The organism is Shewanella sp. 10N.286.52.E4, assembly GCF_041468785.1.
Lineage (GTDB): Bacteria > Pseudomonadota > Gammaproteobacteria > Enterobacterales > Shewanellaceae > Shewanella > Shewanella electrodiphila.
In genome coordinates this window covers 46288-72401 of record NZ_JBFRJJ010000018.1, presented here as the reverse complement: position 1 = coordinate 72401, position 26114 = coordinate 46288, and the positions used below count along the sequence as shown (strand labels likewise).

Annotated in this window: 21 protein-coding genes and 5 tRNA genes; 7 read left to right on the top strand and 19 right to left on the bottom strand. The window is 38.2% G+C overall.

Annotation, left to right across the window (positions count from 1 at the left end):
- Positions 1–246 precede the first annotated feature (246 nt).
- Entirely contained in the window at positions 247–1986 is a 1740-nt protein-coding gene (locus AB4153_RS09735; RefSeq protein WP_102528613.1) for a S16 family serine protease, read from the top strand.
- Between the two features lie 72 nt (positions 1987–2058).
- On the top strand, positions 2059–2574 hold the full coding sequence (fabA, locus tag AB4153_RS09730) for a 3-hydroxyacyl-[acyl-carrier-protein] dehydratase FabA (RefSeq protein WP_371997221.1): 516 nt from the start codon (positions 2059–2061) through the stop codon (positions 2572–2574).
- 76 nt (positions 2575–2650) lie between these two features.
- Here the strand turns inward: fabA and rmf are convergent, their stop codons facing one another.
- The 5 genes from rmf to rlmKL all read right to left on the bottom strand — a co-directional run bounded on the left by rmf (position 2651) and on the right by rlmKL (position 9287).
- A complete protein-coding gene (gene rmf, locus AB4153_RS09725; RefSeq protein WP_102528615.1) occupies positions 2651–2827 on the bottom strand; it encodes a ribosome modulation factor in 177 nt (58 codons plus the stop codon).
- Between the two features lie 199 nt (positions 2828–3026).
- Complete coding sequence (locus tag AB4153_RS09720) at positions 3027–4922, bottom strand: DUF3466 family protein (protein WP_371997219.1); 1896 nt, start codon at positions 4920–4922, stop codon at positions 3027–3029.
- Between the two features lie 25 nt (positions 4923–4947).
- Positions 4948–6873 carry an ABC transporter ATP-binding protein gene (locus AB4153_RS09715; RefSeq protein ID WP_371997218.1) on the bottom strand — a complete coding sequence of 642 codons (1926 nt, stop codon included), beginning with the start codon at positions 6871–6873 and terminating at the stop codon, positions 4948–4950.
- Positions 6870–7136, bottom strand: coding sequence for a glutaredoxin family protein (locus AB4153_RS09710; RefSeq protein WP_303516709.1), 267 nt, complete (start codon positions 7134–7136; stop codon positions 6870–6872). The genes AB4153_RS09715 and AB4153_RS09710 overlap by 4 nt, the downstream gene beginning before the upstream one ends.
- Positions 7137–7139: 3 nt before the next feature.
- Positions 7140–9287, bottom strand: a complete 2148-nt coding sequence (rlmKL, locus tag AB4153_RS09705) for a bifunctional 23S rRNA (guanine(2069)-N(7))-methyltransferase RlmK/23S rRNA (guanine(2445)-N(2))-methyltransferase RlmL (protein WP_371997216.1) — start codon at positions 9285–9287, stop codon at positions 7140–7142.
- A 330-nt stretch (positions 9288–9617) separates the two neighbouring features.
- On the opposite strand from rlmKL, the gene AB4153_RS09700 reads away from it, so the two are divergent.
- From AB4153_RS09700 to AB4153_RS09680, 5 genes are all read left to right on the top strand, one after another.
- Positions 9618–9694 (top strand) — tRNA-Met (locus AB4153_RS09700).
- 51 nt (positions 9695–9745) lie between these two features.
- A tRNA-Met gene (locus AB4153_RS09695) sits at positions 9746–9822 on the top strand.
- A gap of 32 nt (positions 9823–9854) precedes the next feature.
- A tRNA-Met gene (locus AB4153_RS09690) sits at positions 9855–9931 on the top strand.
- Positions 9932–9959: 28 nt separating this feature from the next.
- Positions 9960–10036: transfer RNA gene (locus AB4153_RS09685), tRNA-Met, on the top strand.
- Positions 10037–10124: 88 nt separating this feature from the next.
- A tRNA-Met gene (locus AB4153_RS09680) sits at positions 10125–10201 on the top strand.
- Positions 10202–10655: 454 nt separating this feature from the next.
- Here the strand turns inward: AB4153_RS09680 and galU are convergent.
- From galU to AB4153_RS09610, 14 genes are all read right to left on the bottom strand, one after another.
- Positions 10656–11537 carry a UTP--glucose-1-phosphate uridylyltransferase GalU gene (gene galU / locus AB4153_RS09675; RefSeq protein WP_371997214.1) on the bottom strand — a complete coding sequence of 294 codons (882 nt, stop codon included), beginning with the start codon at positions 11535–11537 and terminating at the stop codon, positions 10656–10658.
- A 91-nt stretch (positions 11538–11628) separates the two neighbouring features.
- Positions 11629–12978 carry an O-antigen ligase family protein gene (locus AB4153_RS09670; RefSeq protein ID WP_371997213.1) on the bottom strand — a complete coding sequence of 450 codons (1350 nt, stop codon included), beginning with the start codon at positions 12976–12978 and terminating at the stop codon, positions 11629–11631.
- 7 nt (positions 12979–12985) lie between these two features.
- A complete protein-coding gene (locus tag AB4153_RS09665; protein WP_371997212.1) occupies positions 12986–13705 on the bottom strand; it encodes a hypothetical protein in 720 nt (239 codons plus the stop codon).
- A 10-nt stretch (positions 13706–13715) separates the two neighbouring features.
- A complete protein-coding gene (locus AB4153_RS09660) occupies positions 13716–14441 on the bottom strand; it encodes a tyrosine-protein phosphatase (protein WP_303517792.1) in 726 nt (241 codons plus the stop codon).
- The gene (locus AB4153_RS09655; RefSeq protein ID WP_303517793.1) at positions 14438–16648 is read right to left on the bottom strand and encodes a polysaccharide biosynthesis tyrosine autokinase; all 2211 of its coding nucleotides are present in this window, start codon (positions 16646–16648) and stop codon (positions 14438–14440) included. The genes AB4153_RS09660 and AB4153_RS09655 overlap by 4 nt, the downstream gene beginning before the upstream one ends.
- Positions 16648–17172 (bottom strand): polysaccharide biosynthesis/export family protein, encoded by a 525-nt coding sequence (locus AB4153_RS09650; RefSeq protein ID WP_102527057.1) that lies wholly within the window; start codon positions 17170–17172, stop codon positions 16648–16650. Before AB4153_RS09650 ends, AB4153_RS09655 begins: the two co-directional genes overlap by 1 nt.
- 9 nt (positions 17173–17181) lie before the next feature.
- Positions 17182–18396 carry an outer membrane beta-barrel protein gene (locus AB4153_RS09645; protein ID WP_371997210.1) on the bottom strand — a complete coding sequence of 405 codons (1215 nt, stop codon included), beginning with the start codon at positions 18394–18396 and terminating at the stop codon, positions 17182–17184.
- Between the two features lie 13 nt (positions 18397–18409).
- Entirely contained in the window at positions 18410–19810 is a 1401-nt protein-coding gene (locus AB4153_RS09640; protein WP_303517801.1) for an undecaprenyl-phosphate glucose phosphotransferase, read from the bottom strand.
- A 149-nt stretch (positions 19811–19959) separates the two neighbouring features.
- On the bottom strand, positions 19960–20682 hold the full coding sequence (locus AB4153_RS09635) for a WecB/TagA/CpsF family glycosyltransferase (protein ID WP_371997209.1): 723 nt from the start codon (positions 20680–20682) through the stop codon (positions 19960–19962).
- Positions 20672–21865, bottom strand: a complete 1194-nt coding sequence (locus AB4153_RS09630; protein ID WP_371997207.1) for a glycosyltransferase family 2 protein — start codon at positions 21863–21865, stop codon at positions 20672–20674. The genes AB4153_RS09635 and AB4153_RS09630 overlap by 11 nt, the downstream gene beginning before the upstream one ends.
- A gap of 3 nt (positions 21866–21868) precedes the next feature.
- Positions 21869–23074, bottom strand: a complete 1206-nt coding sequence (locus AB4153_RS09625) for a glycosyltransferase family 4 protein (protein ID WP_371997205.1) — start codon at positions 23072–23074, stop codon at positions 21869–21871.
- Positions 23071–24036, bottom strand: a complete 966-nt coding sequence (locus AB4153_RS09620) for a hypothetical protein (protein ID WP_303517807.1) — start codon at positions 24034–24036, stop codon at positions 23071–23073. Before AB4153_RS09620 ends, AB4153_RS09625 begins: the two co-directional genes overlap by 4 nt.
- Positions 24020–25258 carry an O-antigen ligase family protein gene (locus AB4153_RS09615; protein ID WP_371997203.1) on the bottom strand — a complete coding sequence of 413 codons (1239 nt, stop codon included), beginning with the start codon at positions 25256–25258 and terminating at the stop codon, positions 24020–24022. The genes AB4153_RS09620 and AB4153_RS09615 overlap by 17 nt, the downstream gene beginning before the upstream one ends.
- Positions 25251–26093: a glycosyltransferase gene (locus AB4153_RS09610; protein WP_102527064.1), complete on the bottom strand. Its 843-nt coding sequence runs from the start codon at positions 26091–26093 to the stop codon at positions 25251–25253. Before AB4153_RS09610 ends, AB4153_RS09615 begins: the two co-directional genes overlap by 8 nt.
- Between the last annotated feature and the right edge of the window lie 21 nt (positions 26094–26114).

Below are 26114 nucleotides of genomic sequence, written 5' to 3'. Positions count from 1 at the left end.
TCCGAACGCCGAGAATAATATAAGTATCAGGCTCACTTGTAAACAGGATTTTTTAAAAACTTATTCAAATGGTCATCAAATAGACTTTTTCGTTATTATTTAATCTAATTCAAATAGAGCTGGTGCTTTTTGAACTCAAAAATGATTAATAAAACGCTTTTAAACCTTCACTAGACTTGAATCATTTCAATGATATGACGATATAGTGTGCTAAAATCTTTTTAATGATTTCTAAAACGTAAAGCTATGACCACAACTTTAATCCCAACCTCGCAACTTGCACCACAATATACTTTGCCTCAATCTTTACCAAGTACCATTTATTTAAGCCAGTTGTTACTTGGCCAAGAGCGTTGTGTTGATGCTTTTAACTTAATGAGCAAAGTTGAGCAACAGCATTTATATTTGGCCGACTATGCAAGTATCGATCGTGCCCTCTTTATAAAAGCCCTGGTTGGGCAAGCCGATACGCCTTCTGATTCATACCTCGTTGCCACGAAAAGTAAAAACGAAAACCATGAATTTAGTTTTCGCTGGCAAACAGAGCTTCCTTCAGCCAATGTCGGCACTATAGCCAGTCAAAACCAGTTATTTAGTTATGTAAGTGGTCAAATTCGCCGAGCTGATTTAATTGGTAAAATGCAGAAAACAGATAAAGCCAGTCAATATAAAGCTGGAATACTTGCATCGAACCACTTTGTATTTATTGATGTCGAATCGCTTTGGAAACGCGAGGGACTGTGGGAGTTTGTCATGCAAATTCTTGAACAGGGTTTTTATCGTATAAACAGTGAACTCGCACCAATTCCACTGAATTGTAAAATTATCCTTGTAGGTTCTGCTAATCTATTTACCCATTTGCGTACTGAAGACAGAGTTTTCTTTAAGTATTTTCCTTTGCTTGCTGAAGTCAATTCAGAGCTAGATTTAACAAAGTATTCAGAAAGCCAATATTTACAATGGTTAATGAGTTTAGCCAACGAATACGATATTCAGTTAGAGCTTTCCTCATTAATGCCTTTATTTTGGTATAGCGCTAAGCTCACCGAGCACCAACAACGCTTAAGCCTATCGATGCTGCAAATAACTCAAGTGCTATTGCAAGCAAAGGCATACACGAATAATAAAGCGGTCACAGCATCAGCAATCGCTAAAGTCATTTTACATGCCAAAAAACGTCATGACAGCTCAGCGCTATATGCAGCACAAAATTTTGCAGACAATTTCATTAATCTGCAAACATCTGGTGAGATGATTGGGCAAATCAATGGCTTAACTGTCGTGGACACCCATGATGCTAGTTATGGTGAACCCGCCAGAATTACGACTACCGTGCATTACGGCGACGGTGAAGTCATCGATATTGAAAGAAAATCTGAATTAGGCGGTAATATCCATACTAAAGGCATGATGATCCTATCAGCGTCTTTATACCGTATTTTCGGGCGTGATGTGCCATTACATTTAAATGCCAACATTGTATTCGAACAGTCTTATCAAGAGATAGATGGTGATAGTGCTTCACTAGCAGAGTACTGCTGTTTAATGTCTGCCATTGCTGAGCAGCCTATTAACCAAGCGTTTGCCATTACAGGCGCGTTAGATCAATTTGGCAATGTGCAAGCTATCGGTGGCGTCAATGAGAAAATTGAAGGCTTCTTTAATTTGTGCCAAACGCGTGGCTTAAATGGTGAACACAGTGTCATTATACCTAAAGCTAATGTGTTACAACTAAACCTTGAGCCTGAGATCATCGATGCCATATCGAAGGGTTTATTCCATGTACATGCTATTGAACATATGGATGAAGCCATCTCATTGCTTATGCAGATACCTGCTGGCGAGAGAAATCAAGACAATGATTTTCCTGAAAAATCTTTATATGGCTTAGTCCAACAAAGGTTAGAAAAAATGGCAGGTCAAGATGATGACGATATCGAACCATCATTTTTGCAAAAAATATTAATAAAATTACGCATTATTTAGTGATCGGAGTTGTTTAGCTTACACGTGTTCGCTATCTTGTCACCCTACTCAACATAAAGTGGTAATATTTAAATGGTAAAAGCTAACAGTTTCACTAAAGAAGAGTTAATCGCATGCGGCAATGGTACCCTTTTTGCGCCTAACTCACCTCGCTTACCTGTCGACAATATGTTGATGATTGACCGTATAACTAAAATTAATGAAAACGGTGGTGAGTTCGGTAAAGGCGAAATCGTAGCTGAACTCGATATTACTCCTGACCTATGGTTTTTTGATTGCCACTTTAATGGCGACCCTGTTATGCCTGGTTGCTTGGGACTTGATGCAATGTGGCAATTAGTCGGATTTTACTTAGGTTGGGAAGGCGCTGAAGGTAAAGGACGTGCTCTGGGTGTTGGCGAAGTCAAATTCACTGGCCAAGTATTACCAGAAGCTAAAAAAGTCACCTACAAACTCACATTAAAGCGTAAGATTCATCGTAAACTAGTGATGGGTATTGCAGATGCTGTGATGGAAGTCGATGGCCGTGAAATATACAGTGCTACTGATTTAAAAGTGGGTATTTTTACTGATACTTCGTCATTTTAAAAATCACTTAACTCCAAATCTTAAAAGCCCTCACCATTCTTGTGAGGGCTTTTTTTTATTTCATTACCCATGAAAACTATTTATTAAATAAACCGCTTAAACGGCCATCAACACCTTCACGCCACCCGCCTAACCATTGTGATTTAGAATCTAAAGTTCCATATGGACAAAGTTCTTTTGAACGTCCAGCAATTCCTGCTTGGAAGCCTTTAGAAAAAGCTCTATCTAGTCGATCTCTTTTTTGTCTTTTCATTAACACATCCTCATTTTGTTAATTAAGCGCAATTAGTGAATAGATCACTAATGGCTTCACAATAAGAAATAGGCGACTTTTCATACAAGATCAATGTCGGTTTATGACATTTTTTCGCATTTTTAATTAAGGTATTGAGAAAAAAGACAAAAAAAAATCGAGGAAAAAACCTCGACTTTTTGTTTAAAAAATGCTCAATCTATTTCATTTTACGGCGACGCAACCAAAGTAATGGTAAGCCGAATAACCAAGCTAAAGAAGCAGCACCTTTACGTACATAAGGTTCATCTTCGACAAGATCTGACTCTGTACATGCTTCTTGATTACCTGACGTTGGTTTCAGTACAACCATTCGAGTTAAGAATGATGTTACAGGATCCCCGTTACCATCTATTTCAAATAATGGTAGGTTAGTGTCTTCATCCAGAATTAAATTACCATTGATATCAAATTGATAAACTGGTTTACGTACGAAAGCGGTACCGACTATCGTACCTTCTTCATTAATGCTGTTCGCTTCAACAACATAAAATTCAGCGCCGTAAGACAGGATAGAACCATCGCCATCAATCACTTCAACTTGATGACGGCTCCACTCGCCGTCTTCATCTTGCTCGTAACCTTTTGACTCACAAGTTAAGTTATTATTGATGTTGATAAACTCGTTATCATTCATGTTATACAAGAACGCTGCTTTTGGGCGTGGCTTATCTTTGTCATAGGTTACTTCAATATTACCCACAACTTGACCTGCGTTGTTAATCGCTTTCGGTTTACTGGTTAAATCAGACAATCCTTCTTGAAAATCATCAGGCACCACAATTTCAGCAGCAGGATCATTAATATCATAGTAGAAGAACTTCTCTCTTAAATAACCGCTGATATATTTTTGAAAGCTACCTACAACAATACCATTATCATTTACATCATAAGCGATAGAGCTATAAACCGTATCACTGAAAATATCAGGATCTATCCAGTTATACTGGTAATCACCATTGCTATCTTTTTGCCAATATGCGGCATCTTGATATAAATCATCGTCATTACCATTTCGATAAGTATGAGAACGACCTACGACCACATCGTCATTATTGACACCTAAGCCTTGAGCAATATAATTTAATGTCGAATCTTCATCAGGTGTTAACCCTAATGGCAGCTCTACAATATTATCCTCAGGAATTGTATTATCCGCTTCTATTTGCCACACGTGAGCACGTGTTTGGTAAGAGATATTACGACGACCATTTGAAGGGTATTGGTCTGCTTGCACACAGATTTCTACTGGTATAGGGAATTCAATATCTTCATCTTCGCTGGCATCAATACAGCTATCAATTCGATCAGAACTGAATTCAATAATATCGGTACTAGCATAACCAGCCACTAAATTATTATTGTTAACCGCAGCAGCAGCTGACCAGCCACCCAGTTCAACCACAAAATCATCATCTTCACGAATATAGGTTTGATAAGATGGGATTAACTCGATTTCAGAACCATCATCTGTGACCGCAACCCCACGCAGCTCAAAGTCACGATAATACCAAAACTCTTGGTCTTCATCGCTGCCTTCATAATCTAAGGTTTTTTCAGGTGCTGTATAAGAACCAACTTTTACGCCATCATCATTCATGCCGTAAAAGAAAGTATCAACAGAATTGATAATTAACTCACCTTCATCATCAACATCTGTTGGCGCAGTGGTCCCATTGATGCTAAAGAAGTTAGGATTCCATTGCGATTCATCATCATTTTCTTCTGCTGTGAAAGTGTAGTTATTGGCAATAATCGGCAAGAACACTGAGTATACGATGGCTTCTTCTGGTGCAATACCGTCTTCAACATCAATAACGCCATCATCGTCTTCATCATCTACAGATAATTTTTTCTTACCTTTAGATACACCGACCAATTCATCATTGGCATTTACGCCAAGCGCATAGCCGCGGCTGGTGCCATCAACATTACCTTTGAGATCAAAATCTTCAATATTTACAATTTCATATACTGGAGCAGCATGCACACTGCCGATGGCGCCAAGCACACTCAAGGCAACGACGGATAATGCCCTATCAAACTTCGACTTCATTTTAATTCCTATTTTTATTATGCGCTTACTTCAATGACTCGAGTTCTTCCCAACGTTCAAAGCAAGTGTCCAATTCTTGTTCTTTTGCCGCCAATGCCTGTAGCACTGAGTTGACAGTATCTTGTGGTTGGCTATAAAAATCAGCTGAAGCCACAGTGTTTTGTAATTCTTCTACTTCCTGTTCTAACGTCTCCATTTTACTCGGCAATTGCTCGAGCTCACGTTGAAGTTTGAACGATAATTTCTTAGGCGCATTGGTTGTTGCTTGCTTAGGCTTTTCAGCTTTCGTTACAACAGGCGCTGATGCTATGACAACAGATGCGGCGTCAGGTTCCTCAGAATAAAATTTAGCTCCTTGAGAAACAGCATCATTATAACCACCAACATACTCATGCCATCCACCATTACCCGCAAACCACCAACTGCTGGTTACCGTGTTATCTATAAATTCACGGTCATGACTGACAATTAATAATGTGCCTTCAAAATCAGTCAGTAGAGACTCTAACAATTCTAAGGTCTCAACATCAAGGTCATTGGTTGGTTCATCAAGAATAATTAAGTTTGCAGGTCTCAGTAACAGGCGTGCTAGCAACAAACGGTTTTTCTCACCACCTGATAACGCTTTAACAGGCGTTCTTGCCCTGGCAGGTGAAAATAAGAAGTCTTGTAAGTAACTTAAAATATGACGGTCTTGTCCATTAATCGTAACGGTACTCTTGCCATCACCAACATTTTCTTCAACTGTTTTTTCTGGGTCAAGCGCTTCACGGTATTGATCAAAGTAAGCAACTTCAAGCTTGGTACCAACTTTTACTTCACCTGATTGAGGTGTTAGTTGCTCAATCAATAACTTAATCAGCGTCGATTTACCACAACCGTTGGGACCGATTAATGCGATTCTATCACCGCGCATAACCGTTGAACTGAAGTTTTTAACTAAATCTTTTTCAGGAAGATTATAGTTTAGCTCTTTAATGTCAAATACTAACTTACCAGAACGCTCTGTATCACTGACGTTCATCTTGGCGTTGCCTTGTCGATTCAAGCGCTCGCTACGCTCACTTCTCAACGCTTTTAATGCTCGGACTCGGCCTTCATTACGCGTACGACGTGCTTTAACGCCCTGACGGATCCAAGTTTCCTCTTCTGCCAGTTTTTTATCAAAGTGAGCATTTTGCTCAGCCTCAACCCGCAACCACTCTTGCTTACCTTCTAAGTACATTTTGTAATTGCCAGGCCAAGACGTGACAACACCACGGTCAAGGTCAACAATTCGGGTTGCCATACGGTGAATAAAGCCACGGTCATGGCTGACGAATACGATGGCACCTTTAAAATTAAGCAAGAATTGCTCTAACCATTCAATGGTATCAATGTCGAGGTGGTTGGTTGGTTCATCAAGTAATAATAAGTCTGGCTCGCTGACTAGAGCACGGGCTAAAGCAACCTTACGTTGCCAGCCACCAGATAACTCACTTAATGGTTTATCTGGATCAAGTCCAAGTAATTCACAATTCTGGATAATTCTTGAATCAAGTTGCCAACCATTATTATGATCTAGTGACTCTTGAAGACGCGTCATTTGATTGAGCATCTTTTCCATTGCTTCTGGCTCAGCAGTAGCAACGTCATGGGAAAGCTGATGATAACGCTCAAGTTGCTCACCAATTTCTTTAAGTCCCGCTGAGATATACTTATAAACCGTCCCCGTTTCCGCTTTAGGCGGATCTTGCTGTAAACGGCTAACATTCACATCTGAGGCGATATTAAATTCACCATCGTCAAGTTGCACATCACCTGATAGGACTTTCATCAAACTTGATTTGCCTGCGCCGTTTCGGCCGACAATACAAACACGCTCACCAGGTAAAATAGTGAAATCAGAATTTTTCAATAATGGCGTATAACCATAGGCTAACGAACCATTATTAATACGAACTAGACTCAAACGACGCTCCTAATAAAATCAGTTAACTGTGGCACATCAAATGGCCAAAACAGTTCTTTATCACCCATAACTAACACTGGAATTGAAATACCGTAACGCTCAGCAAGTATTTCATCATCGCATATATCGATATGTTGATAACTCAGGGCTAATTGCTCAACCAGCGATTGAGCAATTTCACACAAATGGCATCCCTCTGTGTGATATAAAATTAAATCTGAGTTTTCAGTTTTTGTGTTAGTTAACATATTACGACTCTGCATGCCTTAGCTGCTGTAAGGCGACTTAGCATGAGTGATTAACCATGTGTTATGGATGTGTGGATTACGCTTATAATCCATTGGTAAGGTTTGGTTATCAATGTTCTTCACGTCCATTTTATATTGGCCTAGAAGGTTGATATCCATTTTAAATTTACGTTTGTTGTTCGAGAAAATGATCTCACCCGTTGGGCTCAACAATTTAATCAAATCAACCAATAAAGCAGCATGGTCACGCTGAACATCCCAGCTATCTTCCATACGCTTAGAGTTTGAAAAGGTTGGCGGATCAATGAAAATCAAATCAAATTGTTCTTCACAATCTTTTATCCATTGAATGCAATTGGCTTGCTCAAACTTGTATTGTCTAACGTTGAGGTTGTTTAACTCAAAGTTTTCTTTAGCCCAAGCTAAATACGTATTCGACATATCGACTGTCGTGACAGATTTAGCGCCACCAAGGGCTGCATGAACTGATGCACTACCAGTGTAAGAGAACAAGTTAAGTACGCGTTTACCCGCTGACTTTTCACCAACCAGTTTACGGGTTAAGCGATGATCTAAAAATAAACCAGTATCCAAATACCCAGTCAGGTTTAACTTGAATCGCGCATTATATTCTTGAGTAATAATCTCAAGCTTCTGCTCGTCTAACTTTTGGTACTGGCTAGCACCTTTTTGACGTTCTCGTGTTTTTAAGGTGACTAACTCAGGATCAATACCTAAGGCTGCAGGTAGTGATAACAATACATCGGTTAAACGACGTTTTGTCACAGCTTCAGGAATGGTAGCAGGTGCTGAGTATTCTTGGATCACAACGTGATCGACATACTTATCAATCGCCACATTATATTCAGGCAAGTCGGCATCATAAATACGGTAGCTATCGATACCTTCTTTTTTGGCCCACTTAGTCAATTGCTTCATATTCTTTTTAATACGATTAGCAAACGCAGGTGAGATATCGGCAATGTCGACACCTTCCGGTAATACTGGCGCTTCACGGCGGGTACTTTTGGCGTGCAATGTATAAAGGTTAAAACCACATTCCAACGCACCGTTAAACATCTTCATTTGTTTGTCAGCTTTAAGCTTTAATGCCGATAGCAATTCAATATCGCTACACAGCATGGCAATCTTCCAGCCACCAAAATCTTTTTTGAACTTATCGCCTAACTGATAATAAAGCTGTAAAAGCTCAGTAATACTGCCTAAACGCTCACCATAAGGTGGGTTTGAGACTAAAAAGCCAGTTTCTAACGGCGGTGTCACTTCAAGCGCATCTGATACCGTAAAGTCGATTAAGTCAGCAACACCTGCATTTTCAGCATTCTGTTTTGCTAGCGCCACCATCCGAGAATCAATATCCGATCCGTAAAACTTAACATTACAACGAGATTTACCTAAGCTCGCTCGTGCTTTAGCTTCTTGTAAGATGTCTTGCCAAACTTGATCGTCATGCTGAAGCCAATGCTCAAAACCAAATCTTGCACGCTGCAATCCTGGGGCAATATCAGCAGCCATTAATGCTGCTTCAATCACAACCGTACCACTACCACAAAATGGATCTAACAAGTCAATCGGTTTAGCTTGCCAGCCACAACGAGCTAGCATATTGGCTGCTAAGTTCTCTTTTAGTGGTGCTTCACCCGTTGTTGAACGGTAACCGCGTTGGTGTAATGAAGGCCCAGAGAAGTTAATCGACATGGTAAGTTGATTATTTCGAAAATGTGCATCGATTCTAAAATCTGAATGGATACGTTCTACATCAGGACGTTCCTGACCATCATCGCGAAAACGGTCAACAACAGCATCTTTAATTTTCAGTGCGCCAAACTGGGTGTTGTTAATAAACCCACCAGTACCGTGAAAATCAATACCAAATGTACTTTGATTAGAGAAGTGAGATGGCCAATCAACAGCATATGCTGCGTTATAAAGTTGCTCGGCAGACTCACAAGCACCTTTATAGATAACAACGACAATGCGGCTAGCAAGTCGAGACCACAATGTAATTCGGTAGGCAAGTTCTATAGGTGCAGAAAAATACACACCAGCGACGCTTTCCTTAACATCAGTAGCACCAAACTCTTTAAGCTCATTAGATAAGCTATATTCAAAACCCTTAGGGGCAGCAGCAAAAAAATTTAACATGGAATCGACGTCATCATCTCACAGATATAATTAAGTCGGCATTATATACCTAAACCGATTGTCAGGTGTGAAAATGTCACTGAAATGGATAAATTCTAGTCTTTTGAGTCGTTTTAGCTATTGAGTACCATTAAATCTACGATTTATTGGATAATTTGATCCAAAAATTAGCTAATTGAAAGCAAAAAAACATAGACAATGCTTAAAAGGCCACCGATTAAGGCTGAAATAGTCTATATATGCTCATTAACCCAACAAACGATCATAAATATGCTAATTCGACTTGCCAAGGGCACTATAGGTCGTTATAGTTCGCCCCGCTTAAACGGACGCGGGATGGAGCAGTTTGGTAGCTCGTCGGGCTCATAACCCGAAGGTCGTTGGTTCAAATCCAGCTCCCGCAACCAATTTTATATTGGTTATCAGGAAGTTTAAGCATCAATTAGTTTTTATTCGGACGCGGGATGGAGCAGTTTGGTAGCTCGTCGGGCTCATAACCCGAAGGTCGTTGGTTCAAATCCAGCTCCCGCAACCAATAAAATTAACTAATTGAATAATAAGTACGGACGCGGGATGGAGCAGTTTGGTAGCTCGTCGGGCTCATAACCCGAAGGTCGTTGGTTCAAATCCAGCTCCCGCAACCACTTACTTATTAAAAATTGAAAAATCGGACGCGGGATGGAGCAGTTTGGTAGCTCGTCGGGCTCATAACCCGAAGGTCGTTGGTTCAAATCCAGCTCCCGCAACCAATTTCTTATAAATGCCAATTTATAAGTTTGTAACACTCTGAAATCAGAGTTAATACATTTCAATTTGTCTCAAGATAGTTAAATCGGACGCGGGATGGAGCAGTTTGGTAGCTCGTCGGGCTCATAACCCGAAGGTCGTTGGTTCAAATCCAGCTCCCGCAACCAATTTAATATTCAAATAGTTTACCTCTAGTATCTCAATGTAATGCTTCTCTTCTAAACATCTTTCGTTGATTGATTTTTCATTAATTAAACCTTTTTCATTAATCTGTGAATAACGTTTTCACAAATTTGAGTCACTGCCTTCAAGCCAAAATTCATCACTCGCGCTTACCCTCGATACTTGTATAAGTTGTGGTTTATGCCTTTTAGTGATTATTAAGCGAATACACAGGTCTGAATATCCCCTTCTTAGTAAACAGGTCTTAATCTTAGTAAACAGGTCTTAATAAACAATTCTGAATACAAACATCAACTCTTATACTTTTTAAATTTAAAAGCCTGCGGGTACAAAAAAGCCCTGAAAGCATATTCCAGGGCTTTTGTTGGTGTTCATGGCTACAAATAACTGCAGCGCATTCAATTAATGCTAGGGCCTGTTGTTCTTTGCCGGTTAAGTTTATTTAACCAGCTTTTTGATAATCTCTTTAAAATCTTTTCCAAGCTTCTTATTATTCAAGCCGTACTCGACAAAGGCAGCCATATAACTTAACTTGTCGCCGCAATCGTGAGATTTGCCCGTCATGTTAAACGCTTCTACAGCGTCAGATTCTATTAACATATCAATGGCATCGGTTAATTGAATCTCATCACCTGCACCAGCAGGCGTTTTGGCTAATAAATCCCAAATTTTTTCAGAGAGTACATAACGACCAACAACAGCAAGATTTGAGGGAGCTTCATCAATTGATGGCTTCTCAACCATTTTAACAATCTTAGTTGAATCACCCGCCAAGACTTCAACACCATCACAATCAGCAATACCGTACTTATGCACTTCTTCTGTAGCGACAGGTGCGACCATGATTTGGCTTGCAAAGGTAGATTCATAACGGCTGATCATCGCGGCTAAATTTTCTGAGCTTTGATTAGCAGTATACTCATCTAAAATCACATCGGGCAGCACAACTGCAAATGGGTTATTACCGATACAAGGTTTAGCACACAACACGGCGTGACCTAAACCTTTAGCTTCTCCCTGGCGAACGTGCATAATCGTGACATCTTTAGGGCATATGCCCTGCACTTCTTTTAATAATTGACGTTTAACACGCTTCTCGAGTGTTGATTCCAACTCATAAGATTTATCAAAATGGTTTTCAATAGCATTTTTACTCGCATGTGTGACTAAAACGATCTCTTTCACACCGGCTTTAACACATTCGTCCACAATATATTGAATCAATGGCTTATCAACAAGTGGCAACATTTCTTTTGGAATTGCTTTGGTTGCTGGCAGCATTCGGGTACCTAGTCCCGCAACAGGAATAACAACTTTCATATGAGTCCTTTTATAGTCAAAGTTAAAATTAATTGTAAAAATTTTGAAAATATTATTTCAAGAAAAACTTAAATTTCTTATTACCTTTCGCTTAATCTCCGCGATGCCTTCGTGGCCGTTTTTTCAAGTCAGAAGGAAGGTTATAAGATAACCAGCACAAGGTTAAAATAGTTAAAAAAAGCAGAGTATTAGCGGGGGATTGCAAGTTGAAATCAACCATGTTGTGTATGCACATGTGAACAATAGCCATAGCACTACCAAAGGCCACGCCTTTATAGAATTTATTATTTCGTTTATGCATTGTTTTACACGCTAAATAGAGCCCGTATAAAACCCACAAGCCAAGCATTGCAGAAATAATCACTCCATACTCAATTGAGAATTGTATATATTCATTATGAGCATGATCATAAAAACCGCTGTATGGTCGAGGCTGGTAGCTAGGGAAAATAGTATAAAAACTCCCACCTCCAGTACCCGTTAACCAGTTATCTTTAATTATTGGCATACTATCAATCACAACCAGATCACGTGTCTCAGAAGCAAAACTGGTATCTTCAATTCTTTGTTTTACCTTCTCAACGCCAAATATAGAACCGACAATAATTAAGTCCAAAATAATAATACTGATCACTAACGGTTTTAATAAAATAGGTGGTCTTCGATAACAAAATATTGCGAAGACAGAAACCACTATTAATGCAGTAAAAAAGCCAGCATTTCCCATTCTTGAACGACTTAAAATCAAACCAATAATCATTAAAATAATGGCTAGTCGCAAAATCAACTTTCTACTAAACATTGTTGATAAGGCATTCAAGAAAGCTTGCCTGAATTCAAACGCTTGTCGTTGAGTATTCAACTCAGAAATAAGCCAACCCACTGCAATAGCAAGACATAATGCTAAGTAGTTAGCAAAATGATTTTGATAGACAAAAGTTCCTCTTGCTTTATCACCTTCAGCAAAATGAAAAACAGGTGAGACATCTAAATCTAACAAATAAACAAAAGAACCGTAGAATGCTTGAAAACATCCCGACAAAATAATGCTAAAAACAACCCAACGTAACATTCTTTCATCTTTACAATACTCACTTAGTAACAGGACAAATATTAAATAAGTGAGCGTTTTCAATAATTGATGAGTAGTTTGATAAGCATCTATAGTGTCAATTCCTGGTATGACTCCAATAACTTGAAGTAATAAATACACCAACATAACCACAATCGGAATCAACAGAGTCTTTTGCCAATCAAAACTTAAAATTGGTTTTTCATGCTTCGCACAATAAGCAAGGTGAAAACAAGCCAAACTGAATACAGCGAATTCTAAAATCGACCAAGCCCAAATTCGATTACTCCCCAAAGGGAGCGGAGCGATGATAATTAAACTACAGAGAAAGAAAATAAAATACTTTGAAATTCGTGAAGAAGTTTCCATTTATTTATCAACCAAACCTTTTATAAAAATGGTGACATAAAGATTCTGAAACCCATTGTTGTCCGGCCTCTGAAATCTCTATAGCAGTGTATTTCATATAACTACACACAACCGATGTACGCTGATAATTTCTTGTTAATTGCTGCAATTCTAATTTCATAGACCATTGTGACTCAACTGCAACCAAACTCGTTTCAAGTACAAGCTTTTTCTGTTCCACAGATAATTGAGGCCAAAAAAAGAACCCTACTGCAAGCACTTGCCTTAAGACCTCAGGAGTATAAGGGCCATAACGTAAGCCTTTTTCTAATAGAGGCCAAGCTGTATCGAGGTCACTATTTAAAAACGCGAGACTAGCCCCATAATCTGCATAAGCATTAGGCCACAATGGCCGTAACTTTATAGCTGTCATATAGAGCTGACTATGTTTTTTGACATCAATGTCATAGAACTGATGATAAGCCCCCCACTCCAATACTTTTGCAAATGATAATATGTAATGAGGGTTTGAGTTATCTAGCGAATAAGCATTCACAGCTGCAACTTTCGCTTGTTGAAATTGAGCTTTTGATGGCTGTTGATTGCCTTCCCACAATTTTAAATAAAAAAAGGTTTTAAAATGATAGGCATTCGCTACACCTTTTTGTATAAGTAAAGGTAGAAAAGCTAACAAAACAACAATCAATGCAGCATAAATTAATCTGCGTGTTGAGGGCATTTTATGCATCATATTCCATTTATGAAAAAAGTCGCTTAGAGATTAGATTAGGAAAGTCATGTACTAACTGTTGAGCATATTCTTCATCTATAAGTTCAGCGATCACGTTTCTAGCTTCTAGAAGTTTTGGTGGTCTTCGCTTAATAGAATGACAATCTGAGCCGACAATAGTATATAGCTTTTCTTTTAACCACCGTTCACTCGTCAATTGAGGTAGCTCTCCAAATTGCCCTAACAATGAAGCTGCCGTTAATTGAAATAAACAGCCCCTTTGTTGAAATACCTTTATTCTTTCTGGATATCGTTGCAGTTCTCTATTTCTTTCAGGGTGTGCAATCATCGGAATGATGTCAAAATTGAGTAACCAGTCAATCAATTTGTCAGCACCAGCAGGTATATGGCTACTTGGTAGTTCAAGCAATAGAACCTTTTTTTCTTGATAATCTCCAATAAAAGGTAATAAACCTTGCTGGGCAAATAAAATAATTTCAGGGCAGATGCGCACTTCAGCCGCAACGCTTAATTCAATATTCATGCCTTGAGCTTTAAGCTCATCTCTTACTATATTTGCAGCGTCATTGATAATTTTCAGGTTGTTATCATATATTCCAATGTGAATATGAGGCGTGGCCACTATTCTGGTAATTCCCTGTTCAACGGACAAATTAATGAGTGCAATCGATTCTTGTAAATCTTTTGCACCATCATCAATTCCAGGAAGTACGTGGCAATGAATATCTATCACGAGGCTTTATCAACAGGTAGCTGAACTTCAACCTCGTTACTTTCATAAGGTTGATAATAACCATATTGACCATGATACTGTTGAGCGTCTTTGATATTCAGTTGATTTAGCACGACACCGAAGACTTTGCCTCGAGCCTGGTATAATTTAGCCAAGGTTAATTTAACAGCTTCTGAGCGAGTGGTAGCAGCTTTAACCACGGTGACAACTGCATCACTGTGGGGCGCTATAACAAGCGCATCACTTACTGCTTGAATCGGAGGGGTATCAACAATAATTTTAGTGTATTGCTGCTTCAGTATTGTCATGACTTCAGCAAAGTAAGGAGATGACAATAATTCTTGAGGGTTGAGCGGAATGGCTCCTGCAGCTAACACATCAACATTAGGCTTAACATCTCTCACAATGCAGGAATTAATATCATCAGCACCTGATAGCACATTTGATAACCCAGGTTGATAGTTTGGTAAACCAAACCGGCTGCCAATATTGGGCTTTCTCATATCAGCATCAATTATCAGCACTTTTTCCATACCTGAAAAAGCAAATGCTAAATTCATCGCTACTGTAGTTTTCCCTTCATTGGGAAATGAAGATGAGACTTCAATAATCCGAAGTTCTTGCCCCAACGCCATTAAAGAAAGCGATGTTCTAATCGTTCGTACTGACTCAGCATGCATCTTGGCGTTACTGTCAAAAAATGCAAAATTAACTTCATCATAACTGGCTTTCTTATCCGCTTTAGGGATATAACCTAACGCTCGCTGCGATAGTACTTTTTCAACATCGTCAGTTGTTTTGATTGTATCGTTTAACGCATCAAGCACTAAAACAACCACCATAGCAAAAATAAAGCTGGCTAAGAAAGCAGCCACAACAATGAGTTTCTTGTTAGGTTTAATAGGGTTGTAAGGTGTTACTGCCCGATCGGTAAAGCGTGCGACAGGCGAGTCAAAATCACCTGTCACTTCTGTTTCTTTTTGGCGAGAAAGAAAGCTTTCAAATAATTGTTGATTAGTATTAACTTCACGAACCAAGCGTTTGTATGTGGTATCAATGGTACTTAAATCCTGAAAGTCACCTTTAGAACTATTAAACTGTTGCTCTAACGCTTTTAGGTTTTGAGTCGCTGTTTGCGCTTCATCTTCGATACCCTGCACCAAACGGCCAATTTGTATGCGCAAGTTTTTTTCAACTGTGGCTAATTCTGCGTTAGCTGCAATTAACTTTGGATGTTTAGGGCCATATACTTGCTTTAATTCAGACACTTTACGTTCGACAATACTGACTTCACGTTTGACATTTTGAATAGAAAGATGAGAAGTGACTTCTGGTAAACTTTCTAATCTGCCAATGTCATTTGCACCATACTTCTTAACAACGGCCATGAAACTGTCAGCTTGCGCTTTACGAGATCTCGCAACGGTAATCTCATCACTCAAACGCTGCAACTCTTTTGCATCTAGCGCTGTAACCCCTTCAACATCCACTAGGCCGTTTTTAATTCTAAACTGCTCTAAACGATGTTCTGATGCATCAAGATTGACACGTAGGTCTTCTAATCGTCCACCTAGCCAAATATTGGCTTTTTGAGTCATCCCAGCTTTAGCTTCTAATTGACTCAAAATGTACGCATCGCCTACAGCATTGGAGACTAAGGATGCGAGCTCTGGGTCGGGGGTTTCGTAACTAATATTAACTAACTGAGTTTTACGAATTGGTCTAATAAAAATGTTACTTGCAAAACCACTCACTCTTTGTTGATACACTTTATTGTGATCAACTGGGGCACTTTCTTCTTTTGGCAGAAAATCAAAGTTATTTTTAAATTGCTTGAATAACGATGGCTGTGGCTGAAATTGAGGATGATTCTCCAAATCTAGTTCGTTAAAAACCCTTTCAGCAATGGAGCGGGATTTAAGGATTTCGAATTGAGTTAAATAATATTCCCGTTGCCCTGAATTAATGCCATACACTTCATCAATTTTAATCGCACTCGCTTGTTCAGACTCTATCAATAGCGTCGATGTGGCTGAATAAATAGGCTTCATACTCATCACCACAAACACTGTCAGTGCGGTAACAAGAATAGAAAAAGCTAGAATGCGCCACTTAAAATACAGTAACGGCTTAAAGAGTTTTTTAAAGTCAATTAACTGCTCAGGAATAATAGGTGATGTTTTTTCGATAGGTGTTGTTGATATCATTAAAAGAATCTCTGTTCTATGGTTACCGTATCACCAGCATTGATTTTAGTTTTAATCTCCGCACTTTCAGACTGAGTTTTGGTCCCTTCACGAGAGATAAAGATTTTATCTGTTGAAGCTCTCTCTGTTAATCCTCCAGCCAATGCTACAGCTTGGTTTATTGTCATCCCTGGTTGATAAGGATACCCGCCAGGTTTTTTTACTTCGCCATGAATGTAAAATGGACGGTAATGCACAATACCTACATAAACACTAGGCTCGACAAAGTAGTCACCTTTCAATCCAGAATAAATTAAATTCTCAACTTCTTTCACTGTTAAGCCTTTAAGTGCTAACGTACCTAAAAATGGATAATTAACCGTACTACTGTTGGTCAATCTGGTTTCTAACGTTAGCTTTTCTTCACCATAAACTTTTATTACGATCGTATCGCCAGCCGATAACCTATGATTATCTTCATCATTTTCGGCAAAAGCATTAACGCTTGTAAACACAAGCGCTAATAACAACAGAACTAATTTCATAACCTTCCTTTACAAAGTCATTTCAGCATTGATGTAATACACATTTCTATCAAATTCGTATATATCACTCGATGAACGACTTTCATTAATATCAACGCCTGCTCTTAACATTAGCCAACGCGCGACTGAATATCCTATCGCGGCTTGGTACGTTGATGTTTTATCTTCCCTAATAATGCCAGTAAAGTCGTCCTCTACTCTTTCATAACCTAGTTTAGTTGAAAAAAGTTCTGTCCAATTATGTTCCCATGAAGCCCCGTAACTTGTCTCACGTACATAGTCTCCCAAAAGGTTAGGATCTTTACTGCTCTGCCCTGTTTTTAGCGTCAATGCACTATAAGTTAATGGCCTCCACGTGATATCTACATCCCAGGTTAAACCGCTAAAGTCATCACGAATACCATTATCAAAACTTTTCTGCTGATAACCTACTCTCACTTTACCTTCTGTAGAGGCCGTAGCTTCCCAGTCTGCTCCGAGTAAATAATTGGTCGTTACACTGTCTCGATTTTGTAATTCAATGTCTTGTGGACTCTTTTTATACTCAGTATCAATGCTTTGAATGCTTGCAACTAAGCTCGCTGTAGGACTCACATCGTAATAAAATGAACCACCGAAAGTTACATCAGTGTAGTTTTTATATTGAGTTAGCTCTTCATATCGCTTGTATTCTTTTTCTAAGTATTTAGCATTAATTCTTAATCTTGCTGGCGTACTTCTTGCGCCATACTCGTAATAACCGCCAATGGCATATACATCATAGGTATTAGGTTCTACCTGCAGGTTACCTGCACCTTCGAAAATACCTGTACCCCTATCTTCATGACCCGCAATGTATGAACCAATGATATTAAACCGATTGGACTGGTTAAGTTCCACATCTGCTTTTAATCGAAATAAACCATCTAAATAGTTATCGTCACTGCTGCTGAAATATTCAGCATATTCAATACCAGCTTCGGCGGTATAAGAACTATTGCCACTAAGAAGTTCAGCTTTAAGAGCAGGAGTTACCACTAAAATCATACTGTCTTCAGTATCAAGGTTTGCACTTGCGATGTTGTCATCATACTTCACACTCGCATTTAACCCTGGGGTGAAGTCGATCCCTGAATCAGTTTTAATCACGACGGCATTTTCAGTGTTCTGAGCCTGTGCAACAGGGACAAATAATGCACCAACTAACACTGCTATTATATTTTTATTGCCTATCAAGGTTCTCATTTTACTCTCCATGTTAGTAAGCATTATTTCCAGTAAAGCCTTTAAAAATTGTTTTAAAAATTATTTTAACGTCCCACCAAAGAGACCAATGGCGTATGTATGCCAAGTCGTATTCGACACGTTTTTCCATTTTATCAATCGTGTCTGTTTCACCACGCCAACCATTAACCTGTGCCCAGCCTGTAATGCCGGGACGAACTTTATGGCGCAACATGTAATAAGCAACCAGCTGGCGGTATTCTTCATTATGAGCAACCGCATGAGGCCTAGGCCCAACAACTGACATAGTGCCTAGTAAAACATTAAAAAACTGAGGAAGTTCATCTAGTGAAGTTCGCCTTAGGAACCCCCCAATAGAAGTCAGACGGCTGTCATTTTTCGTCGCTTGGGTGACCTTGGCTGCATTTTCAGTCACCGTCATTGATCGGAATTTAAATACTTTAATCCTCTCACCACCAAGACCATACCTATCTTGTTTAAAGATCACAGCTCCCGGGGAGGTCAATTTAATCGCTATTGCTATCACCATTAAAACAGGCGAAATAGCAATAATCGCCAACGAACTAAATAGAATATCAAAAGTTCGTTTATAGAAGTTTTTCATCCCGTGTACTGGTGATTCAAAAACACTAATCGTATCTAAATCACCAACATGGCCTATACGTGCATGCATCAAATTTTTAAGTAAAAAGTCCGGTAAAATTAAAACATCGACTGTCGAATCGCCCAATTGATGAATAATATTTGAAATTCTTTTTTCTGCTAACATAGGCAAACAGATATAAAGCTTTTTCACTTCACCTTTTTTAGCCATTGCTACTGCTTTATCAATAGAGCCATTTAGCAAATTTAAATATTCACCGTTAATTCTATCTGGCTCTCTATCATCGTAAAAACCTACGCACTGAAGACCCAACTCAATATTTTCATTAAGTTCTTGGTATAAGTTGGTGCCAGATTGAGTCATGCCGATAATGGCAACTTTCTGTAAACTATAACCATTACGTCGCATACTTCGCTTAACAATTCGAACTAATAATCTCCAACCAACAAGAAGGATCATTGATAAGCTAAACCAACCAAACATCACTACTCTTGAGTAGTAGTCTCCTTGTTTAAATAAAAAAACAGCTGTGATTAGTATAAAAAACGAAACGACTAATACTGTGGACATCAATCCAAGGACGTAAAGAAAACTACTTAATCGCCAAGAACGGTATATTGATATCGATTCTGCTAGATACAAGTAGAAAAAGAGTTCTGCCATCAGTAGCAAAAAATACTCTCTATCAAATGCAACTTCGTGAAAAGAAAGCATGATAAAAAATGCTGCAATGAGAAAGCTCACATCTGCCAGACGAAAGGCAAAAGCTAAGCCATTTCGTGCAACATGGAAGTTTGAGGGCTTATCCACAAATTACTCCTTTAAAAAAGTGAATATTGAATTGTAATAATAAATTTGGTTAATGATTTTAAAAATACACAAAGGCTTAATTGAAACTTTAGTTGGATAGTTATTATGCTGAATAGCCTTTAGTGCTAGACACAAATCACTACATATATTTATTTTCTTAACGCTACATTCGCAAAGAAAATTGGAATGCCTACCACATACCGAGAAAACATCCTTTTTGGCTCTTTACTTAATCGGTACAGCCACTCTAAACCGTTATTTCGATAAAAATCTGGAGCTCGTGAATGGCGACCCGCTTGAAAATCAATGATTGCACCACCACAAATAATTAAGGTTCTTGCTGAGTTAGCGTGCTTGAGGAGCTTCGCGACTCTTTCTTGCTTTGGCATCCCCATCGCTAACACAACAATATTGAACCTTTCATCACTACAGTTATCTTTGAAATGGTCTAAATAAGCCTCATCGTCTTTGAAACCGTCTAAAGATTGATAGTCGTTGCCAAGAAAAAGCTTGTTTGCGCCTATGCTCAACCATGGCTCTACTGTGCCATAGACTATAAAGTTGATATCAGAGTGGATAAATTGCGCTTGCTTAATAATTGTAGGAATTAAGTCAGTACCATTTAAGTTCTCACCAGCTGAAATACGATTGTATTTACACGCTATTTTGATGCCTATGCCATCACGCAACACATAATCTAATTGCCTAAAAGATTCGTCAATCTCAGTGGACTTAGCGATTAGGTTATAGCCATGTTGATTCAAAAAACCCAAGCTCGTTGGCTGATTAACATTAATTAAATGATTAATGAAATCGTCGACTTTAGATTTTTCTATATACGAAACTTTTTCGAGTATTGAACTACTGTTCATATTTGTCATCTCGCTCTGTTCTTACCCATTCTTTTTGTCTTGCCGTAAAGAATTTTTTATAGATTGAAAACTTACTAAACACATACGCCAAAATGCCAAAAATATCTTTCAACTTAATGATACTTCGACCATTAAATAACCAAGAAATAGCTATGGCTCCAACTAAAACGAGTAATAAGGTCAAACTAATGTAACTGGCAGTAGGCAACCCGAGGAGTAACAATATTAAGGTTAGAAAATTAGTTAGCACTACGATAAAAATCCACAGCACTGTTGGTGGGATAGCTGCATCTAATGCCAATAAAAATACATTCACTCTCCCTTTAACCAATGCTGTCAACATCATGTGAGGCAATATAGACATGGCGCTAATATGGCCATGCTCCCAGCGAGTTCGTTGAGATTCGGTGCCAAAAGAAGACTCAGGAAAATAACTATTAACCACAGCATGAGGATAGAATTTAGCTTGTTCATCAATACTAGCAAGCTTTAATCCTAGCTCCAGATCTTCAACAATACTGCCGCTAGCAAAAGACACCTTTGTGAATAATCGCCATGGAAACGCCATACCCGAACCTTGCAGATGACAACCTATTTTCATTTTTGCTAAACCGGTAGGTCTAATCTTGTTTTTAACTAACCAAGCAAATTCGGCAACACGAGTTTTAATCGATGCGCCAGTAGGAGACTTCATTAAATAAAGAGATTGAATAACTGAATTTTGAATTTGGCTTTGATTAACAAGTTTATCAAGACTTCCTTGTTCAAATTCACAATCGGCATCTAAAACCACCAAGGTTTGTGGAATATCCACTGATTTATTTAAATGTTGTACCCCATAATCAAGTGCAAACCCTTTACCTGCTTGATGAAGGTCATGCCGCTCAATCACTTCAACTGAATGAATTTGACAAATACTGACTGTATTATCGGTACAATTATCTGCAATGACGATGAATCGATCTCCCTCAATTAGCTGAGGTAAAAGCGCCAGTATAGTTTGCTCAATAACGAGCTCTTCATTATGGGCTGGCATCAATATTGAGCACGGTTGTCTATTTATGCTTTCTAACTTATTTCGACTGAATCTCTGGCCTATGAGCAGCTCTAGGCTGATCATCAATGTAGGTACACCGATGATAATCAAAACCAAAAACGAAATTATGTTATCTAGAGTAAACATCTTCTATCCTTGTCTAATGTGACAAGCTAATTTTGCCGCTTCGACATTAATATTATGCCTTGTCGCAACACTTGAATAAGCATTATGAATGAGTATAGATAAAGCAGCCTCATCTAGCTCAATGAAGTCTTTCATTGCTTTTGTCGTGGCACTTACATCGCCAGCAGGAAATAGAATCGCATTTTCATTTGTTGTCAAAAGCTCAGGTATGCCTGCTATATAAGTCGTTAATACGGGGGTACCAATTGCCATAGCTTCCATAATCGCAACGGGCAAACCTTCAGCAAAACTAGGTAGAATCATTGCATCTGAATCAGTTAATAAACGCTTAACTTCGCCCGAACTTATCCATCCAGTTATGTCGACATGTTCGTGTAAACCAAATTGACTAATGTATGACTCAACTTGAGGGCGCATATCACCGTCACCGGCTAAAATCAGTTTTACATTCGGATCAACCGCCACTAAATCCTTAAATGCTTCTAGTAACAGCAATTGTCCCTTCTGTTCACATAAGCGACCAATGCACAAAAATTGTCTCGTGCTTGAAATACTAGGATCTGTTACCTGGCCCTGTAAAAACGTTTCATCCAGACCACAATGAACAATTCTAATTTTTGACCAATCTTCATAATCTGCCCAGCGAAAAAGCTGCGAACGACAATAAGATGTAATTGCTGATACAAACTTTGAATTGGCAATTTTCTCATTTAAATGAAGACTAAGTGGTTTATCAAATTCTTCAGGTCCGTGAACAGTAAAGCTGTAAGGTGTATTGATAAGCAAATTGGCTAACATCACAACTTCTGTAGAGTTAGTGCCAAAATGAGCATGCACATGACGACTATCAAACTGCTCCATAAAGCTGGCTAACTTGCAAGCTTCAAGAAGATAAACCAAATGATAAGGTAAACTCCGTTCTGACATTTTTGATAACTTAACGGCACTTACTATTGCACGAATGATAGAGGCAGGCTGTTTCACTAATCGCTTAACAAAAAATGGAACAAGCGATTTCACCCCATCTTTGAGTAAATATTGCGTCTTAGAACGTTCTATCTTATCTGTTTCATCAGCGATATCAGCATCCCAGCCACGAAGAGCAATGCGTTGAATCTCAAAACCTTGTTGCTCTAGCGCTATGATTTCACGTCTTATAAAAGTGTGACTGACTTGAGGGTACTGATTAATAAAATAAGTAATTTTCACTTAGAATGGCCTTTTGAAAACGATTTTTTTGAAAACTGAATAAATTTAGATCTTCTTTGCCAGCACTCAGACATGATAATCCCTGTCAATAACGCAAATAGCACCACGGCAAATGCTGGTAAATTGGGGATCAATTTATCAATTAAGGACTTAGCTTGAAAATGAACTAAATAGATAAATAAGGATGACATGGCGATAATATTAATAGGCCAATGCAATACCTTTGGAATTGAAATTCTGTCGACCCAAACCGTTGCAATAGCTCCCAACATTAAAAATAATACTTTGCTATTAAAATCAAACAAAACAAACTCTAGGGCTATCAAGCATAATATAGCTGAAGTAATTACTTTCTTTTTAGTCTCAGTACTAAAAGCAACTAAAGCACCTGCAAAAAATATATACATCATTAAGTGAGGAAATCTATCTAAGTAAAAGCTTGTGTCCCATATCATTCGGCACACAATGGAAAGTATGTAAAACATAACAAATCCGAACAAAAATGATTGGTAAGGCTTTTTACTAATCCAAAAATAGAAATAATTTGAAATCATAACTAAGCCAAACAAAACATATATTTGAACCAAAACCTCAATAAACCAAAATGTTAAACCATCAGCATAGTTAGGGCCAATAAAATTAGATACAAGAAAAACGCCACCAAGGTAAAACCGACCTAAAAATGTGTAGATAAAAAATGTATAGAGTAAAACAGGAACAATTATCTTGATGATGAACCCAAAGTAAATTTTTACAAAGGAAACAATATCAAAGTAATCCTTACCAGCATTTGCCCGTTTAACTTTAGGGTAATTAAATCTAACGAAATTATAACCTGACAGAAAAATTAAATAGAAAGAACCACCAGCTAAATGAATAAACCCCAAATGACCAGAAACAATTGCAAAAATTGAAAATGCTCTTAAAACAATCGTCAAATCTATTTTAGACATTAACTGCATGTAAACTCCTATGGAGTGAACTCGCTTCCAATCTTGAAAGATAATAAAAAGAACCCATAACTAGCCAAAAGTACCAATTGTAAGATAAGTAAAAAAACATGTTATCCGAATAGCAAACGAGCATATAAGATAAAATAACACCCAACAGGATAGCCGTACCGGGCTTATCAAACTTATAGTAAGACAACATCTCTTTGATGATAGACAAGAAAATGGTTAAGAAACCTATAACACCTACAAAACCCATATCGAAAGCTATTTGAACATATGCATTATGGGCATCAAATTTGCTGGAGCCCTCTAATGGAAAAAATTCGAGGAAATAGTAAGAAAAAGTATCATAACCATGGCCGAAAAACGGCTTAGCAATAATATAGTCCCATGAAGCAATCCATACAATTTGACGCCACGCATAAGAGTTTAAAACCTCCCCATAAGCTAAGTCATCAGCAGTAACACCGCTAAAAATATCTACTACTCGTTCTTGTATCGAAGGGATGAACATAGCAACTGCACCAAGTACAAACAGGTACAGTAAATATCGCCTTTCAGAAAGGAGACCATAAAAGATAAAAACAAATAAAAGCGCTGCCCAAGCACTTCTTGTTTTTGTTATTAACAAACAGATAATACCGAAGAATAAAATGAGTTTCGCATGCTTTATAAATGATGCTTCAAACATAATAACTTTAGACTTCATCGCATAAAAACACATTGAAATAACTAAAACCAAATAAAATGCAAAGATATTAGGATGCGAAAATGATGCAAACAATCTAAAACCATCTTTTGTATAACTTGCCGCAGGCAGCGCAAACTCTTTAAATACAAAACAAAATGGAATTACAGCTGAATAAACCACTAACTTTATTATACTTGCGAAGTCCTCTCTACTTTTTATAAAGTAAAATGATAAAGAGAAAATTGAATAATAAGTTAATACCGCAAAAAAAGATCTAGCCGAACCAATTTTATCAGGAGATATAACCAAAGAGATCATCCCAGTAACAATAAAGAGTGACCATACCTTGAAAAAACTGCGTGGCAATTCAAACTTTTTAATAAAACATACAATTACAAAAAAACAAACGACAAGTAAATTAAGAACGGCCCCCATTCCAATACCTGCAACTTTAGTCAACTCAAGAACAGGATCTAAAGAAGAACGTAAGAAAACGATATAAAATAGCAATGGAGAAAAAATATAAAATGAATTAACCATTCAACATTTTCCATTTTAATACTTGTGCAATTTTTCTAAACTTAAAACCTAATAGCAGAACAAAGATCTCATTAATATTAATGTCTATCTGCTTATAACGGTAAAGAGCATCTGTCACACTGACCTTTTCCGAGAAGCTCATTGGATGTAATTTCTCTTGCAGCAGGGAGAAAGCACCTCTAATACGCGCACTTTTCTTTTCAGAAATTCTCACTTCTCCATGGATTTGATCGATAATATAAGAAAACTTCTGAATATTTATCAGTTCCCCATATTTTTCAGTTAGTCTAATCCATGTATCCCAGTCTTGTAATGCTGGCATTTTTTCATCAAACCCAGCAATCGCTTTAAGATATTCTGTCTTGGTAAAAACTTGATTACCTACAGCATTACTGTGTCTTAACTGATCATATGAAACGAAACTAGTTTCATTGTATTTATGCTTGCCATCACTTCTTAACTCAATAACACTATCAAATAGGCCTGCAATATTTTTATTGTCTACCTTTTCTTTATTCCAGTAGTCTAAGAAAGCTTCAATTCGCCAGTTTTCAAAGTAGTCATCATCATCGAGACCGGTGATGAACTCACCTTTCGCTAATTCAATGGCTCGGTTCCTACCGTAACAAGCACCTTTTGATTCACCCGCGTTTATTATCGCCGTTAGTTTTCCCTCGGCTTGCATGTTGCGGAGATAATCATGAGAACCATCGGTTGAACCATCATCTGCGACAATAATCTCAACATGAGCATAGGTCTGAGAAATGACGGATTCTACAGCTCTTTTTAGTAGCTCAAGACGATCTTTGGTGGTGATATAGACACTGACTAACATCAATACTCTTCCGTAAACAAT

Bases quoted from the DNA above. Each gene is read 5' to 3' on its own strand.
- AB4153_RS09735 (WP_102528613.1), top strand. From the start codon at position 247: ATGACCACAACTTTAATCCCAACCTCGCAACTTGCACCACAATATACT.
- fabA (WP_371997221.1), top strand. From the start codon at position 2,059: ATGGTAAAAGCTAACAGTTTCACTAAAGAAGAGTTAATCGCATGCGGC.
- rmf (WP_102528615.1), bottom strand. From the start codon at position 2,827: ATGAAAAGACAAAAAAGAGATCGACTAGATAGAGCTTTTTCTAAAGGC.
- AB4153_RS09720 (WP_371997219.1), bottom strand. From the start codon at position 4,922: ATGAAGTCGAAGTTTGATAGGGCATTATCCGTCGTTGCCTTGAGTGTG.
- AB4153_RS09710 (WP_303516709.1), bottom strand. From the start codon at position 7,136: ATGCAGAGTCGTAATATGTTAACTAACACAAAAACTGAAAACTCAGAT.
- rlmKL (WP_371997216.1), bottom strand. From the start codon at position 9,287: ATGTTAAATTTTTTTGCTGCTGCCCCTAAGGGTTTTGAATATAGCTTA.
- galU (WP_371997214.1), bottom strand. From the start codon at position 11,537: ATGAAAGTTGTTATTCCTGTTGCGGGACTAGGTACCCGAATGCTGCCA.
- AB4153_RS09670 (WP_371997213.1), bottom strand. From the start codon at position 12,978: ATGGAAACTTCTTCACGAATTTCAAAGTATTTTATTTTCTTTCTCTGT.
- AB4153_RS09665 (WP_371997212.1), bottom strand. From the start codon at position 13,705: ATGCATAAAATGCCCTCAACACGCAGATTAATTTATGCTGCATTGATT.
- AB4153_RS09655 (WP_303517793.1), bottom strand. From the start codon at position 16,648: ATGATATCAACAACACCTATCGAAAAAACATCACCTATTATTCCTGAG.
- AB4153_RS09650 (WP_102527057.1), bottom strand. From the start codon at position 17,172: ATGAAATTAGTTCTGTTGTTATTAGCGCTTGTGTTTACAAGCGTTAAT.
- AB4153_RS09645 (WP_371997210.1), bottom strand. From the start codon at position 18,396: ATGAGAACCTTGATAGGCAATAAAAATATAATAGCAGTGTTAGTTGGT.
- AB4153_RS09635 (WP_371997209.1), bottom strand. From the start codon at position 20,682: ATGAACAGTAGTTCAATACTCGAAAAAGTTTCGTATATAGAAAAATCT.
- AB4153_RS09630 (WP_371997207.1), bottom strand. From the start codon at position 21,865: ATGTTTACTCTAGATAACATAATTTCGTTTTTGGTTTTGATTATCATC.
- AB4153_RS09620 (WP_303517807.1), bottom strand. From the start codon at position 24,036: ATGCAGTTAATGTCTAAAATAGATTTGACGATTGTTTTAAGAGCATTT.
- AB4153_RS09615 (WP_371997203.1), bottom strand. From the start codon at position 25,258: ATGGTTAATTCATTTTATATTTTTTCTCCATTGCTATTTTATATCGTT.
- AB4153_RS09610 (WP_102527064.1), bottom strand. From the start codon at position 26,093: ATGTTAGTCAGTGTCTATATCACCACCAAAGATCGTCTTGAGCTACTA.